This is a genomic window from Nocardioides rotundus (genome assembly GCF_019931675.1).
Taxonomy (GTDB): Bacteria; Actinomycetota; Actinomycetes; order Propionibacteriales; family Nocardioidaceae; genus Nocardioides; species Nocardioides rotundus.
The window spans coordinates 1,179,999-1,194,148 of record NZ_CP082922.1; the positions used below are offsets into that span (position 1 = coordinate 1,179,999).

General features: G+C 71.1%; 12 protein-coding genes. All 12 read left to right on the forward strand.

The window, feature by feature from the left end:
• The first annotated feature begins 285 nt into the window (after positions 1-285).
• The 12 genes from ftsZ to K8W59_RS05910 all read left to right on the forward strand — a co-directional run bounded on the left by ftsZ (position 286) and on the right by K8W59_RS05910 (position 14,145).
• A complete protein-coding gene (gene ftsZ, locus K8W59_RS05855) occupies positions 286-1,590 on the forward strand; it encodes a cell division protein FtsZ (RefSeq protein WP_223397914.1) in 1,305 nt (434 codons plus the stop codon).
• Positions 1,587-2,288 (forward strand): polyphenol oxidase family protein, encoded by a 702-nt coding sequence (locus K8W59_RS05860; protein ID WP_223397915.1) that lies wholly within the window; start codon positions 1,587-1,589, stop codon positions 2,286-2,288. Before ftsZ ends, K8W59_RS05860 begins: the two co-directional genes overlap by 4 nt.
• On the forward strand, positions 2,285-2,983 hold the full coding sequence (locus tag K8W59_RS05865) for a YggS family pyridoxal phosphate-dependent enzyme (protein WP_223397916.1): 699 nt from the start codon (positions 2,285-2,287) through the stop codon (positions 2,981-2,983). Before K8W59_RS05860 ends, K8W59_RS05865 begins: the two co-directional genes overlap by 4 nt.
• A 57-nt stretch (positions 2,984-3,040) precedes the next feature.
• Positions 3,041-3,526, forward strand: a complete 486-nt coding sequence (locus K8W59_RS05870) for a cell division protein SepF (RefSeq protein ID WP_223397917.1) — start codon at positions 3,041-3,043, stop codon at positions 3,524-3,526.
• 119 nt (positions 3,527-3,645) lie between these two features.
• Complete coding sequence (locus tag K8W59_RS20145; RefSeq protein WP_263283291.1) at positions 3,646-4,425, forward strand: DivIVA domain-containing protein; 780 nt, start codon at positions 3,646-3,648, stop codon at positions 4,423-4,425.
• A gap of 288 nt (positions 4,426-4,713) precedes the next feature.
• The gene (locus tag K8W59_RS20275) at positions 4,714-5,739 is read left to right on the forward strand and encodes a TraR/DksA family transcriptional regulator (RefSeq protein WP_317846314.1); all 1,026 of its coding nucleotides are present in this window, start codon (positions 4,714-4,716) and stop codon (positions 5,737-5,739) included.
• Positions 5,703-6,278, forward strand: coding sequence for a signal peptidase II (gene lspA, locus K8W59_RS05885; protein WP_223397918.1), 576 nt, complete (start codon positions 5,703-5,705; stop codon positions 6,276-6,278). Before K8W59_RS20275 ends, lspA begins: the two co-directional genes overlap by 37 nt.
• On the forward strand, positions 6,275-7,210 hold the full coding sequence (locus K8W59_RS05890) for an RluA family pseudouridine synthase (protein WP_223397919.1): 936 nt from the start codon (positions 6,275-6,277) through the stop codon (positions 7,208-7,210). Before lspA ends, K8W59_RS05890 begins: the two co-directional genes overlap by 4 nt.
• 31 nt (positions 7,211-7,241) lie before the next feature.
• Positions 7,242-8,204, forward strand: a complete 963-nt coding sequence (locus tag K8W59_RS05895; protein WP_223399746.1) for a DUF2332 domain-containing protein — start codon at positions 7,242-7,244, stop codon at positions 8,202-8,204.
• Positions 8,205-8,358: 154 nt separating this feature from the next.
• A complete protein-coding gene (gene dnaE, locus K8W59_RS05900) occupies positions 8,359-11,934 on the forward strand; it encodes a DNA polymerase III subunit alpha (RefSeq protein WP_223397920.1) in 3,576 nt (1,191 codons plus the stop codon).
• Positions 11,919-12,473, forward strand: a complete 555-nt coding sequence (locus tag K8W59_RS05905; protein WP_223397922.1) for a hypothetical protein — start codon at positions 11,919-11,921, stop codon at positions 12,471-12,473. Before dnaE ends, K8W59_RS05905 begins: the two co-directional genes overlap by 16 nt.
• Before the next feature lie 61 nt (positions 12,474-12,534).
• Positions 12,535-14,145 (forward strand): DUF3352 domain-containing protein, encoded by a 1,611-nt coding sequence (locus tag K8W59_RS05910; protein WP_223397924.1) that lies wholly within the window; start codon positions 12,535-12,537, stop codon positions 14,143-14,145.
• Positions 14,146-14,150: the final 5 nt, after the last annotated feature.

Consider the following 14,150-nt stretch of genomic DNA (forward strand, 5'->3'; position numbering starts at 1 on the left):
GTGAATTCAGGGGGTAGAGCGACGAGCCGGCGTGACTACCTGGGAAATGGCCGCGCGGGCGGGGACGCCTGACGTTCGGTACGGCGACCCCGCTCGGTCTCCCGCGACCCGCCGGGGCCGCGCTGGACTCGCGGCCGGGTCGGTGGGCTACTGTTCTTCCAGACGTCAGGTTGACATAACTATCACCCTCAGGTGGAGGGTGAGGGTTGGTGGCCAGCGTCCTTCCCCACACCTGACAACCTGGCCGGACAAGGCCGCACCCGAGCAGCGAGAGGCGCATCAGTCGTGGCAGCAGCGCAGAACTACCTGGCCATCATCAAGGTCGTCGGGATCGGTGGGGGTGGTGTCAACGCCGTCAACCGGATGATCGAGGTCGGGCTCAAGGGCGTCGAGTTCATCGCGATCAACACCGACGCCCAGGCACTGCTGATGAGCGACGCCGACGTCAAGCTCGACATCGGCCGGGAGCTGACCCGCGGCCTGGGCGCGGGGGCCAACCCCGACGTCGGCTCGCAGGCCGCCGACGACCACGCCGATGAGATCGAGGAGGTGCTCAAGGGCGCCGACATGGTCTTCGTGACCGCCGGCGAGGGCGGCGGCACCGGCACCGGCGGGGCTCCCGTCGTGGCCCGCATCGCCCGCTCGCTCGGCGCGCTGACCATCGGTGTGGTGACCCGCCCCTTCGCCTTCGAGGGCCGCCGTCGCGCCACCTCCGCGGAGGAGGGCATCGACCGGCTGCGCGAGGAGGTCGACACCCTCATCGTCATCCCGAACGACCGGCTGCTGTCGATCAGCGACCGCAACGTCTCGGTGCTCGACGCCTTCAAGCAGGCCGACCAGGTGCTGCTGCAGGGTGTCTCCGGCATCACCGACCTGATCACCACCCCGGGCCTGATCAACCTCGACTTCGCCGACGTGAAGTCGGTCATGGCCAACGCCGGGTCCGCGCTCATGGGCATCGGCTCGGCCCGCGGCGAGGACCGCTCGGTGGTCGCCGCGGAGATGGCCGTCAGCAGCCCGCTGCTCGAGGCCTCGATCGACGGCGCCCACGGCGTCCTGCTCTCCATCGCCGGCGGCTCCGACCTCGGCCTGTTCGAGATCAACGAGGCCGCCGCCCTGGTCGCCTCCGCCGCGCACGAGGAGGCCAACATCATCTTCGGGGCGACCATCGACGACGCCCTCGGCGACGAGGTTCGGGTGACCGTCATCGCGGCCGGCTTCGACGGCGGCATGCCCAAGCCGCGCGACGAGGGCACGGTCCTCGGCCGGCGCCCGCAGCAGCAGCCGCAGCAGTCGCAGGAGGAGACCCGGGCCGCGGTGCAGCAGCGGATCGAGCAGCGGCGCCAGGAGAACATCGCCGGCACGCCCGCCGGTGCGGGCGCCGCGGGCGCGGCCGGCGGCGGCCAGTCCGGTCGCACCCCGTCCACCCCCGCCGAGTCCGGTGCCGGCCAGGGTCAGTCGGGGAGCCAGTCCGGCCCCGCCGAGCCGACCAGACCGGGCCAGGGCCAGCAGCAGCCCCCGTCGCGACAGCCGCGGCCGGTCCAGTTCGACGATGACGACGACCTGGACGTGCCCGACTTCTTGAAGTGACGAGCGCGCCGACGGCTGTGTTCTTCCATCGCGAGACCCTGGTGGGCTCCGCCGGTCCGGTCGAGCTCGGCTTCACCGACCGGACGCTGGACCTGCACCTGGAGCGGCCCGGCTTCGACGCGGAGCTGGGCCGACTCGAGGCGGCCTGCGGAGTGCGCCTGGCCGTGGCCGAGCAGGTGCACGGTCGCGACGTGGTCGTGGTCGGCGAGCAGGGGGGCGCGCCTCCGCGTGCGGACGCGCTCATCGCGACCGGTCGCGGGGTCGGTCTGGTCACGCGGGTCGCGGACTGCGTCCCCGTGCTGCTCGTCGCCCCCGAGGCCGGCGTGGTCGCCGCCGTCCACTCCGGCCGGCCGGGAACCGTCCTGGACGTCGTGACCGCGACCGTGGACCGGATGCGCACCCTGGGCGCCGGGGACGACCTGGCCGCCTGGGTCGGGCCGTCGGTGTGCGCAGGGTGCTACGAGGTGCCCGAGGAGCTGCGGGCCGAGGTGGACGCCGCGGTCCCGGGCGCCGGGGCGGAGACCACCTGGGGCACTCCGTCGGTCGACGTGACCGGGGGAGTGCAGCGCCAGCTCGCGGCGGCCGGGGTTCCGGCCCAGGTGGTCGAGGGCTGCACGGTCGAGGACGAGCGGCTGCACTCCTATCGCCGCGACGGCGCCGACGCCGGTCGGGCGGCCGGGGTGGTGTGGCTGCCATGAGCCGTGAGCAGGAGATCGCCGACGGCCTGGAGCGGGTGCGGTCGCGGATCGCCGCGGCGTGTGCCGACGCCGGCCGGGACCCCGAGGAGGTGGGGCTGGTCGTGGTGACCAAGTTCTTCCCCGCCTCCGACGTCAAGATCCTGGCCGACCTGGGGGTCACCGACGTCGGGGAGAACCGGCACCAGGAGGCGCAGGCCAAGGCGGCCGAGTGCGCCGAGCTGCCGCTGCGCTGGCACTTCATCGGCGGCCTGCAGAGCAACAAGGCGGCCGCCGTCGCGTCGTACTCCGACGTCGTGGAGTCCGTCGACCGGGTCAAGCTGGTCACGGGCCTGCAGCGCGGCGCGCACGAGCGCGGCCACGAGGTCGACGTCCTCCTCCAGGTCAGCCTCGACCCGCCCGACCGCGAGGGACGGGCCGGTGCCGACCCCGCCCAGCTGTCGGACCTGGCGGCCGCGGTCGAGGAGGCCGGTGCGCTGCGGCTGCGCGGGCTGATGGCGGTGGCGCCGCTCGGCGAGGACCCGGCCGCCGCCTTCGAGCGACTGGCGGAGATCCGCGCCGGCTTCCGGGCCGACCACCCGGACGCGGACGTGCTCTCCGCGGGCATGAGCGGCGACCTGGAGCAGGCGATCGCCGCGGGAGCGACACACGTGCGTGTCGGGAGTGCGGTCCTCGGGGAGCGGCCCCCCATCCAGTAGGGTCGCAGCCGTACGGACGGATCTGCCGTACTCCCAGAACGTTCGGAGGACGAAGCCATGAGCGGCGCGATGCGCAGGATCGGCGAGTACCTCGGCCTCGTCGAGGACACCGGTCGGTACGACGACTACGACGACCAGGCCGACGGTCACGAGGCCGGCGCACAGGACCGAGTGCCGGAGCGGCGTCCGCGCCCCGCCGCCTCCGTCTCCGACATCTCCGAGCGCCGCCCCCGTTCCGCCCCCGCCCAGGAAGTCGTCGCCGAGTTGTCCCGCATCACCACGCTGCAGCCCCGCACCTACAACGAGGCCCGGACCATCGGCGAGCAGTACCGCGACGGCACGCCGGTGATCATGAACCTCTCCGACATGGACGACAACGACGCCAAGCGGCTCGTGGACTTCGCCGCCGGCCTGGTCTTCGCCACCCGCGGCTCGATCGAGCGGGTGACCAACAAGGTGTTCCTGCTCTCACCGCCGAACGTCAGCGTCGCGGCCGAGGACAAGCAGCGGATCGCCGAGGGCGGCTTCTTCAACCAGAGCTGAGTCCCGGCCCACCCGTGAGGACGGGTTTCGGCGTCGATCTGACCCAGGACGAGCGCGGGGGTTATCCTTCCCCGCGACGATTCCCGTCCAACCCGCGACTACCAGAATTGGGTGAGGTCATGCCGCTGACGCCTGAGGACGTGAGCAACAAGCGATTCACTCCCGTCCGCCTTCGTGAGGGCTACGACATGGGCGAGGTCGACCAGTTCCTCGACGAGGTCGAGGCCGAGTTGTCCCGCTTGACCCGGGAGAACGAGGAGCTCCGAGCCAAGGTCGAAGCCGCTCAGACCGGCGAGCGCCCCGCCACGGTGACGGAGGTCGAGGAGTCCGAGACCGAGGTCGTGGAGACCCCGTCCGACACCGCGACCGAGGCCCCCGCCGAGAGCGCTGCCCCGGCTGCCGCCGCAGCCCCGGTCGCCGTCGCCGGCACCGAGACGCTGCGCGTCGAGACCGTCCCGCAGGCATCCAACGCCGCCGCCCGGCTGCTGGAGATCGCCACCCGCAACGCCGACGAGCTGGTCGAGGGCGCCAAGGACGAGGCCGACAAGATCATCGGCGAGGCCCGGACCAAGGCCGAGCGCCTGGAGTCGGAGTCCAAGCAGAACGCCGACAAGCTCGAGGCCGACGCCCGGGGCCGCTCGCAGATGCTCGACTCCGAGACCGCCGACCGGCGTCGCCAGCTCTTCGGCGACCTCGAGCGCGAGCGGGACACCCTGGCCGGCGACGTGGAGAACCTGCGTGCCTTCGAGCGGGAGTACCGCTCCCGACTCAAGGCCTACTTCACCGAGCAGCTGGAGGCGCTGGACGGTACGTCGGACGGCGGCACGGCCGCCGATGCCCCTGCGGTCGGCGACAACCCTGCGCCCAAGCGGCTCAAGTCGATCCTCGGCGACGACTGACCGACCGCACGCGACGCCCTCGGGTCCGCCCGGGGGCGTCGTCGTACGTCCGGCCCGGCTCCCCGGCCGCGGCGCCCCATGTCACGCACAGTTCGGTCAGCTTGTTGAGCGGCATGGCAGGAGGGAAGATGACCGAACTCTCGACAAGCTGTCGCCCGACCGCTCCGGGGCTCCACCCCGCAGGGTGGGGACCGGGTGTCGGGTTTGAGCCCGGTAGCGCGATTCGTTACCCTCCCCGGCAACCTGTGGCGCTCGCCATGGGTCTTTTCCTTCGGTGAGGGGGCCTCAATGGCACGCAGCACCCGGAAATCCCTGGCAGGCTCCGCGGCGAAGGCCGCGCGCAAGGTGATCGCTCGCGGGTCGGGCTCCGGCGCCTCCGGCAGCACGAAGAAGGCGAGTACGGCGAAGCAGGCACCGCCCTCCAAGGCCGCCCCCGCGAAGGCTGCGGCGAAGAAGTCGTCGACCGCCAAGAAGGCCGCTCCGACCAAGGCGGCCGCCGCGAAGACGAGCAGCGCGAAGAAGTCCGCACCGGCGAAGAAGACGAGCAGCGCGAAGAAGGCAGCTCCGACCAAGGCTGCGGCCAAGAAGTCGTCGACCGCCAAGAAGGCCGCCCCCGCGAAGAAGGCCGGCTCCGCGAAGAAGGCCGGCTCCGCGAAGAAGGCAGCTCCGACCAAGGCTGCGGCCAAGAAGTCGTCGACCGCCAAGAAGGCCGCTCCGACCAAGGCGGCCGCAGTGAAGACGGGCAGCGCGAAGAAGTCGGCCCCGGCGAAGAAGACCAGCACCGCCAAGAAGACCAGCACCGCTAAGAAGACCAGCACCGCTAAGAAGTCGGCACCTGCGAAGAAGTCCGCGCCCACCAAGGCTGCGGCACCCGCCAAGAAGGCCAGCACCGCGAAGAAGGCCGGACGCAAGGCACCGGCCTCGGCCCTGCCGGTGCGCGCCGACGAGGAGAAGTGGACCAAGGCCGAGCTCACCGAGGTCGTCGGCGACCTGCAGCAGCATCGGGACCGGATCACCGGTCTGCTCAGCGCGCACGAGGAGGAGCTGGCCGGCCTGATGCGCGACTCGGGTGACGGTGCGGGCCATGACCAGGCCGACCTCGGCACGTCCAGCTTCGAGCGGGACCAGGAGCTCGTGGTGCTCAACAACGAGCGCGAGATGCTCGCCCAGATCGAGCGGGCGCTGGGCCGGATCGACAACGGCACGTACGGCGTGTGCGAGTCCTGCGGCAACCCGATCGGCAAGGGCCGCCTGATGGCCTTCCCGCGCGCCTCGCTGTGCGTCACCTGCAAGCAGCGAGAGGAACGACGCTGACGACGACGCCCCCCGAGCCGGTCGCGCCGGCCCCACGGCGCAGGCTGCTGGCGACCTTCGCCGGTCTCGCCCTGGCCGGCTGGACGCTCGACCTGGTCACCAAGAACCTGGCGCTGCAACGACTGGACGGACAGCCCGACGTACCCCTGATCGGCGACCTGCTCACGCTGACCCTGGTGCGCAACCCCGGCGCGGCCTTCAGCCTCGGCACCGAGGCGACGGTGTTCTTGAGCATGCTGGCGATCGCCGCGGTGCTCTTCATCCTGTGGTGGAGCCGCAAGCTCGGGAGCCTGTGGTGGGCGGTCGCCCTGGGCTTCCTGCTCGCCGGGATCTCCGGGAACCTGACCGACCGGCTCTTCCGCGACCCGAGCCCGATGCGCGGCCATGTGATCGACATGCTGATGCTGCCCAACTGGCCGGTCTTCAACCTCGCCGACGTGTTCATCAACACCGGGGGCATGATGGTGGTGATCGCGGTGTTCCGGGGCGTCGAGATCGACGGGAGCCGAGCGGAGAAGAGGGAGGAGGAGCCCGCGTGAGCGACGGTGACCAGCGGGTGGTCCTCGTCCCCGAGGGTCTGGCCGGGGAGCGGGTGGATGCCGCGATGGCCCGGATGTTCGGCCTGTCCCGCAGCCGCTCGGCCGACCTGATCAGTCAGGGGCGGGTGCAGGTGGACGGCAGCCCGGTCGCGAAGAGCGACCGCGTGGAGGTCGGCGCGATGCTCGACGTCTCCCTGCCGCGCGTGGAGAACCGCCTCGAGGTGGTCCCCGAGATCGTCGAGGGGATCTCGATCGTCCACGACGACGACGCGATGGTCGTGGTCGACAAGCCGGTGGGCGTGGCCGTCCACCCCTCGCCCGGCTGGTCCGGTCAGACGGTGGTGGGTCACCTGGCCGGCGCCGGCTTCCAGATCGCCACCAGCGGGGCGCCCGAGCGGCAGGGCATCGTCCAGCGGCTCGACGTGGGCACCTCGGGGCTGATGGTGATCGCCAAGTCCGAGCGGGCGTACTCCGTGCTCAAGGACGCCTTCCGCAACCGCACGGTCGACAAGACCTACCACGCGCTGGTGCAGGGGCATCCGGACCCGCTCGAGGGGACGATCGACGCTCCGATCGGCCGGAACCCGAAGTACGACCACCGGTTCGCCGTGCGCTCCGACGGTCGCCCGAGCGTGACCCACTACGAGACGCTGGAGGCGCACCGCTTCGCCTCGCTGCTCGAGGTGCACCTGGAGACCGGGCGGACCCACCAGATCCGCGTGCACATGAGCGCGCTGAAGCACCCCTGCGTGGGCGACCTGACCTACGGCGCCGACCCCGTCCTGGCCCGGCGGCTGGGGCTGCAGCGCCAGTGGCTGCACGCGGTCCGGCTGGGCTTCGACCACCCGGAGACGGGGGAGTACGTCGAGTTCGAGAGCCCCTATCCCGACGACCTGGCGCACGCGCTGGAGGTGATCCGCGAGTCGCACTGACGGGCGGGCACGGCACACTGTCCGGGTGAAGATGGACCTGGGCCTGGCCGAGCGCTACCTCGACTTCGCGGAGTTCGCCCGCCTCGACTCGCCGAGCTTCGCGGCCTGGGCCGAGGGCGTGGCCCACGACCCCGAGGTGCAGGGATGGCTCGCCGACCTCCCGGCGATCAAGCAGCAGCCCAACCTGGTCTTCGCCGCCGCACGGTGGCACGGCGCGGAGACCCCGGCGGCGTACGACGAGCTGCGGCGCGTCCTGTTCGGCCAGGAGGACGCGGTGAAGGCCACCATCCGGGAACGGGCCACGCAGACCAACGAGGTCGGCCGGCTGGCCACCCTGGTCCCGGCGTTCGCCGCCGTGCCCGGGCCGCTGGCGCTCATCGAGGTCGGTGCCAGTGCCGGGCTCACCCTGTTCCCCGACCGGTACGACTACTCCTGGCCGCCGCTGGGCGAGCTGGTCGGCAGCGGCGGGCCCCGGCTGACCGCCCGGGCGGAGGGCCCGGTGCCCATCCCGGCCGCGCATCCCGAGGTGGCCTGGCGCGGCGGGTGCGACCTCAACCCGCTGGACGTGACCGACGACGACGCCATGGCCTGGCTGCGCACGCTGGTGTGGCCCGAGCAGGCCGATCGGCTGGCCCGGCTGGAGGCGGCCGTCGAGGTGGCGCGGCGGGAGCCGCCGTACATCGTCCGCGGCGACCTGCTCGCCGAGCTGCCCGGCCTGCTGGCCGAGGCGGGCCGGCACGGCACCCCGGTGGTCTTCCACTCCGCGGTGATCGCCTACCTGGAGAGCGACCAGCGCGACGAGTTCGCGGCGACGATGGGCGATCTGGTCGCCGCGGGGGAGTGCCGTTGGGTCAGCAACGAGGCGCCCAGCGTGCTGCCCGGGGTGGCCTCCACGGTGCCCGCCGAGCGGCTGGTCGGACGGTTCGTCCTGGGGCTGGACGGCCGCGCGGTCGGGTGGACGCACGGGCACGGGCACGCGCTGGGCTGGCTCTGACCCGGCCGGCGCGGATCTGTCGGCGCGGTCTGTCAGGATCGCCTTCGGCGTTCGCGTAGGCTGACGTTCCTTCCCCGAAGGACCGGCCGGCAGGCGGGTCCGTCCTGTCCTCAAGCACCATCACGGCTCAGTTCCAAGGAGCGCGCTGACTTCCATGGCCCCAGGTCCGACGGGTGAAGCCACCACCGGCTCGAAGGGTGACTTCGTTCACCTGCATGTCCACACCGAGTACTCCATGCTCGACGGGGCCGCGCGGCTCACCGATCTGGCCGAGCACGCGGCCAGCCTGAACATGCCCGCCGTGGCGATGACCGACCACGGCAACGTCTTCGGCGCCTACGAGTTCTACCGGGCGTGCAAGGCCGCCGGGGTGAAGCCGATCGTCGGGATGGAGGCCTACTTCACCCCCAACATCAGCCGGTTCGAGCGCAAGCGGGTCAACTTCTACAAGGGCGGTCCCGACGACGTCTCCAGCCGCGGCGCCTACACCCACATGACCCTGCTGGCCGAGTCCACCGAGGGCATGCACAACCTGTTCCGGCTCTCCACCGGCGCCTGGCGCGACGGGTTCTTCCAGCACCCGCGTGCGGACCGGGAGCTGCTCAGCGAGAACGCCAAGGGCATCATCGGGACCACCGGGTGCCCCTCGGGCGAGGTGCAGGTGCACCTGCGCCACGACAACTACGCCGCGGCCCGGCAGGCGGCCGCCGACTTCCAGGACATCCTCGGCCGGGAGAACTACTTCCTGGAGCTGATGGACCACGACCTGGAGATCGAGAAGCGGGTCCGCGACGGGCTGCTCCGGCTGGCCAAGGACCTGGACATCCCGCTGCTGGCCACCAACGACTCCCACTACGTGCATCAGGCCGACGCCAAGAGCCAGGAGCACCTGCTGTGCATCAACTCCGGCTCCACGATGGACATCCCCGCCGGCGACGGGCCGGGGCAGCGGTTCGCGTTCTCCGGCGACGGCTACTACCTCAAGTCCGCCGAGGAGATGCGCGAGCTGTGGGAGGGCCGCTACCAGCTCAAGGCGGCCTGCGACAACACGCTGCTGATCGCCGAGCGCTGCCAGGTCGAGTTCACCGAGGGCAACGGCACCTTCATGCCGAAGTTCCCCACGCCCGACGGGGAGAACGAGGACTCCTGGCTGGTCAAGGAGGTCGACCGCGGCCTGCACGACCGCTACCCCGACGGCATCCCCGACCGTGTCCGCCAGCAGGCCGACTACGAGCTCGGCGTCATCACCCAGATGGGCTTCCCGGGCTACTTCCTGGTGGTGGCCGACTTCATCAACTGGGCCAAGGACAACGGCATCCGGGTGGGTCCGGGGCGTGGCTCGGGTGCGGGCTCGATGGTCGCCTACGCGATGCGGATCACCGACCTCGACCCGCTCGAGCACGGACTGATCTTCGAGCGCTTCCTCAACCCCGACCGCGTCTCGATGCCGGACTTCGACATCGACTTCGACGAGCGCCGGCGCGGTGAGGTGATCAAGTACGTCACCGAGAAGTACGGCGACGACCGGGTCAGCTACATCATCACCTACGGCACCATCAAGGCCAAGCAGGCCGTCAAGGACTCCAGCCGGATCCTCGCCTACCCCTTCGCGATGGGCGACCGGATCACCAAGGCGATGCCCGCGACCGTGATGGGCAAGGACGTCCCGCTCCAGCAGATCTTCGACGAGCAGCACCCTCGCTACGGGGAGGGCGGCGAGTTCCGCCAGCTCTACGACGGCGACGCGGATGTGAAGAAGGTCGTCGACACCGCGATCGGGATCGAGGGCCTCAAGCGGCAGTGGGGCGTGCACGCCGCGGGCATCATCATGTCCAGCGAGCCGCTGATCGACGTGATCCCGCTGCTCAAGCGTCCCTCCGACGGCGCGATGATCACCCAGTTCGACTACCCGACGTGCGAGTCGCTGGGCCTGATCAAGATGGACTTCCTCGGCCTGCGCAACCTCACCGTGATGGACGACGCGGTGAAGAACATCAAGGCCAACCGCGACCTCGACGTGGTGCTGGAGGACCTGGACCTGGAGGACGAGAGCACCTTCCGGCTGCTCCAGCGCGGCGACACCCTCGGCGTCTTCCAGCTCGACGGCGGCCCGATGCGCGCGCTGCTGCGCAGCATGCGCCCGGACTGCTTCGAGGACATCTCCGCGGTCGGTGCGCTCTACCGTCCCGGCCCGATGGGCGCGGACTCCCACAACAAGTACGCGCGCCGCAAGACCGGTCGGGAGGAGGTCGTCCCGATCCACCCCGAGCTGGCCGAGCCGCTCGAGGACATCCTGGGCGAGACCTTCGGCCTGATCGTCTACCAGGAGCAGGTCATGGCGATCGCGCAGAAGCTCGCCGGCTACTCACTGGGCGAAGCGGACATCCTGCGCCGGGCCATGGGCAAGAAGAAGAAGGCCGAGCTGGACAAGCAGTTCGAGACCTTCTCCGCCGGGATGGTCGAGCGTGGCTACTCGATGTCCGCGGTCCAGACCCTGTGGGACATCCTGCTGCCCTTCTCCGACTACGCCTTCAACAAGGCGCACTCGGCCGCCTACGGCCTGGTGTCCTACTGGACGGCCTACCTCAAGGCGAACTACCCGGCCGAGTACATGGCCGCGCTCCTCACCTCGGTGAAGGACGACAAGGACAAGATGGCGATCTACCTCAACGAGTGTCGCCGGATGAAGATCAAGGTGCTGCCACCCGACGTCAACGAGTCGGCGGCCAACTTCACCCCGGTCGGCGGCGACATCCGCTTCGGGCTGACCGCGGTCCGCAACGTCGGCGGCAACGTCGTCGACGGCATCGTCAGCGCGCGCGAGGAGCAGGGCCGCTACACCGACTTCAACGACTTCATGGCCAAGGTCCCCGCCCACGTGTGCAACAAGCGGGTCGTGGACTCGCTGATCAAGGCGGGCGCCTTCGACGACATGGGGCATCGGCGGCGCGCGCTGGTCGCGATCCACGAGCCCGCGGTGGACCAGTACGTCGACATCAAGCGCAACGAGGCCATCGGGCAGGACTCGCTGTTCGCCGGGCTGGACGAGGCCGACTCCGGCTTCGCGGTGTCGGTGTCGATCCCGGAGATCGACGACTGGGACAAGATGACCCTGCTCGGCCACGAGCGGGAGATGCTCGGGCTCTACGTCTCCGACCACCCCCTGCTCGGCCTGGAGCACGTGCTCTCACAAGGCACCGACTGCACCATCGGCGCGCTGATGCTGGACGAGGAGCGGGCCCACGGGTCGCAGCTGACGATCAGCGGCCTGGTGACCGGCGTCCAGCGCCGGATCACCAAGAAGGGCGACGCCTGGGCGACCATCACCCTGGAGGACCTCGACGGCGCGATCGAGGTGCTGTTCTTCCCCAGCTCCTACCAGCTGGCCAGCCCCCACCTGGTCGAGGACACCGTGCTGCGGGTGCGCGGCAGCCTGTCCCGGGACAAGGACCAGCCCGAGCTGCGGGCCCAGGAGGTCAGCGTCCCCGACCTCACCGGCGGTCCGACCGGGCCGGTGGTGCTCAGCGTCCCCTCCACCCGCTGCACCCCGCCGGTGGTGGAGCAGCTCGCCGACGTCCTGGCCACCCACCCGGGTGCGACGGAGGTCCAGCTGCGGCTGCTCACGCGCCAGTCGACCAAGGTGCTGCAGCTGGGTCCGCGGGTCTCCCCGAGCCCGGCCCTGTTCGCGGACCTCAAGCACCTCCTGGGGCCCGGTTGCCTGGCCGGCTGAGCCGGTCGGTCCGCGGCGAGTGGGTGCTCGGGCATGTCGCCTGGCTGGTCCTGCTCTGCGCGGCCCTGGGCCTCGTCGGCGGCGTGGTCTGGGAGGCGCTGTGGCGTCCGCCCCTCGCTGTGGTCGTCGACGGGCGTGCCGTGCTCGCGGGGACCGATGCGGAGCGGGCCTTCGACGCCACCGCATGGTTCCTGCTGATCGGCGGGGTCGCCGGTCTGCTCGCGGGGGTGGTCGCCGGCCTGTTGGTCCGGGTCCGTGAGCTGCTGACGCTGGCCACCCTGCTGCCGGCCTCGATCCTCGCGGGCCTGCTCATGGCCATGGTCGGCTCGGACCTGGGCCCTCCGGACCCGGCGCGAGCCGCAGCCCGCGCGGAGGACCTGGCCCGGCTCCCGGTGGCGTTGGAGGTGAGCGGCCCGGTGTCCTACCTCGCGCTGCCGATCGGTGCGGTGACCGGGCTGCTCTTGGTGTTGGTGCTGGCGCCGGTCAATCGGCCGGGTTCGCGGACCTCGGGCGATCCGGCCGCTACGATGCACTCCTGACGCCGCCGTCGGCGGCCGTCTGTCAACGATCACGTAGCACGTCACGGGGGAGTCACCAACCATGTCCAGCAACCTTCCGCCCAACGGCGGCGACGCGGGCGCCAACGGCGACCCGGAGTACCTCGAGCAGGGCTCCGGTGAGCCGATCGTCGAGCAGAAGAGGTCCTCGAGCAGGAAGCCGCTGCTGATCGGCGCCGCCGCCGTGGTCGGGCTCGGCCTGGTCGGCACCGGAGTGTTCGCCGCGACCCAGCTCGCGGGGGGAGGCGCCCAGCCCAGCGAGGCCCTGCCGTCCTCGACGCTGGCCTACGCCAGCATCGACCTGGACCCGTCGGCCGGCCAGAAGGTCGAGGCGATCCGGACCCTGCGCAAGTTCCCCGGGCTGAAGAAGGAGCTCGACCTGAACTCGCAGGACGACCTGCGCAAGCGGCTGTTCGAGGAGATCCAGAAGGACGACGAGTGCAAGGGCGTGGACTACGCCCAGGACATCGAGCCGTGGCTCGGCGAGCGGGCCGCGGCGGCGATGGTCGAGTCGTCGGGCAAGCCCACCGGCGTCGGCGTCCTGGCGATCACCGACGCCGACGCCGCGGAGGCGGGCGTGGCCAAGCTGCAGAAGGCGTGCGGCGGCTCCGGGGACACCTCGGGTGCGTTCGTCATCGACGGTGACTGGATGGTGATGGCCGAGACGAAGAAGATCGCCCAGCAGGTCGTCGACGGTGCCGCGGACGGGACCCTGGCCGACGACGAGAGCTTCCAGAAGTGGACCGGCGAGGTCGGCGACCCGGGCATCGTGACGATGTACGCCGCCAAGGGAGCCATGCCGGCACTCGTGCGGTTGAGCGAGGCCGCGGGCGACCAGATGCCCCCGGGCGCCGAGGACCAGATGAGCGAGCTGACCAAGGACTTCAGGGGCGCGGCCGCGACGGTCCGCTTCGACGCCGGCGCGCTGGAGCTGGAGGCCGCCTCCGAGGGCGGCACCGGCTTCCCCGGGCTCAAGCTCACCAACGGCGCGGGCCCCCTCGTGGGCGATTTGCCGGACGACACCGTCGGCGCCTTCGGCGTGGCCCTGCCCGATGGGTGGGGCGAGGCGATGCTCCAGCAGATGTCCACGATCGCCGGCGGTCAGGTCGACACCGAGCAGATGGTGTCCCAGGTGGAGGCGCAGACCGGGCTGAGCCTTCCCGAGGACGTCGAGACGCTCACCGGGGACGCGCTCGTCCTCTCCGTCGGCGGCGACATCGACCCCGAGACGCTGGCCAACACCCAGGACCCCGCCGACATCCCGATCGGTGTGAAGGTCCAGGGCAACCCCGGCGAGATCGAGCAGGTGCTGGAGAAGATCCGGACCGCCTCCGGCGCGCCCGCCGACGGCCCGCTGTCCTCCCAGACCAAGGGCGACCTCATCGCGGTCGGCCCCAACCAGCAGTACCTCGACGACCTGCTCGCCGGCGGCGACCTCGCCGGCTCGGAGGTCTACCAGGACGTGACCGGTGGCCAGGAGGACGCGGCGGCGGTCCTGTTCGTGAACTTCAACGGCGCGGGCGACTGGCTGGCCTCGCTGGCCGAGGGGCAGCCCGAGGTTCAGGAGAACCTCAAGCCCCTGGCGGCCGCGGGCATGACCGCCTGGATGGACGGCGACGTCTCCCACAGCACGCTGAGGGTGACCACCGACTGAGGATG

Bases quoted from the DNA above. Each gene is read 5' to 3' on its own strand.
- K8W59_RS20275 (WP_317846314.1), top strand. From the start codon at position 4,714: ATGGCACGCAGCACCCGGAAATCCCTGGCAGGCTCCGCGGCGAAGGCC.
- K8W59_RS05910 (WP_223397924.1), top strand. From the start codon at position 12,535: ATGTCCAGCAACCTTCCGCCCAACGGCGGCGACGCGGGCGCCAACGGC.
- K8W59_RS05870 (WP_223397917.1), top strand. From the start codon at position 3,041: ATGAGCGGCGCGATGCGCAGGATCGGCGAGTACCTCGGCCTCGTCGAG.
- dnaE (WP_223397920.1), top strand. From the start codon at position 8,359: ATGGCCCCAGGTCCGACGGGTGAAGCCACCACCGGCTCGAAGGGTGAC.
- K8W59_RS05895 (WP_223399746.1), top strand. From the start codon at position 7,242: ATGGACCTGGGCCTGGCCGAGCGCTACCTCGACTTCGCGGAGTTCGCC.
- K8W59_RS20145 (WP_263283291.1), top strand. From the start codon at position 3,646: ATGCCGCTGACGCCTGAGGACGTGAGCAACAAGCGATTCACTCCCGTC.
- K8W59_RS05865 (WP_223397916.1), top strand. From the start codon at position 2,285: ATGAGCCGTGAGCAGGAGATCGCCGACGGCCTGGAGCGGGTGCGGTCG.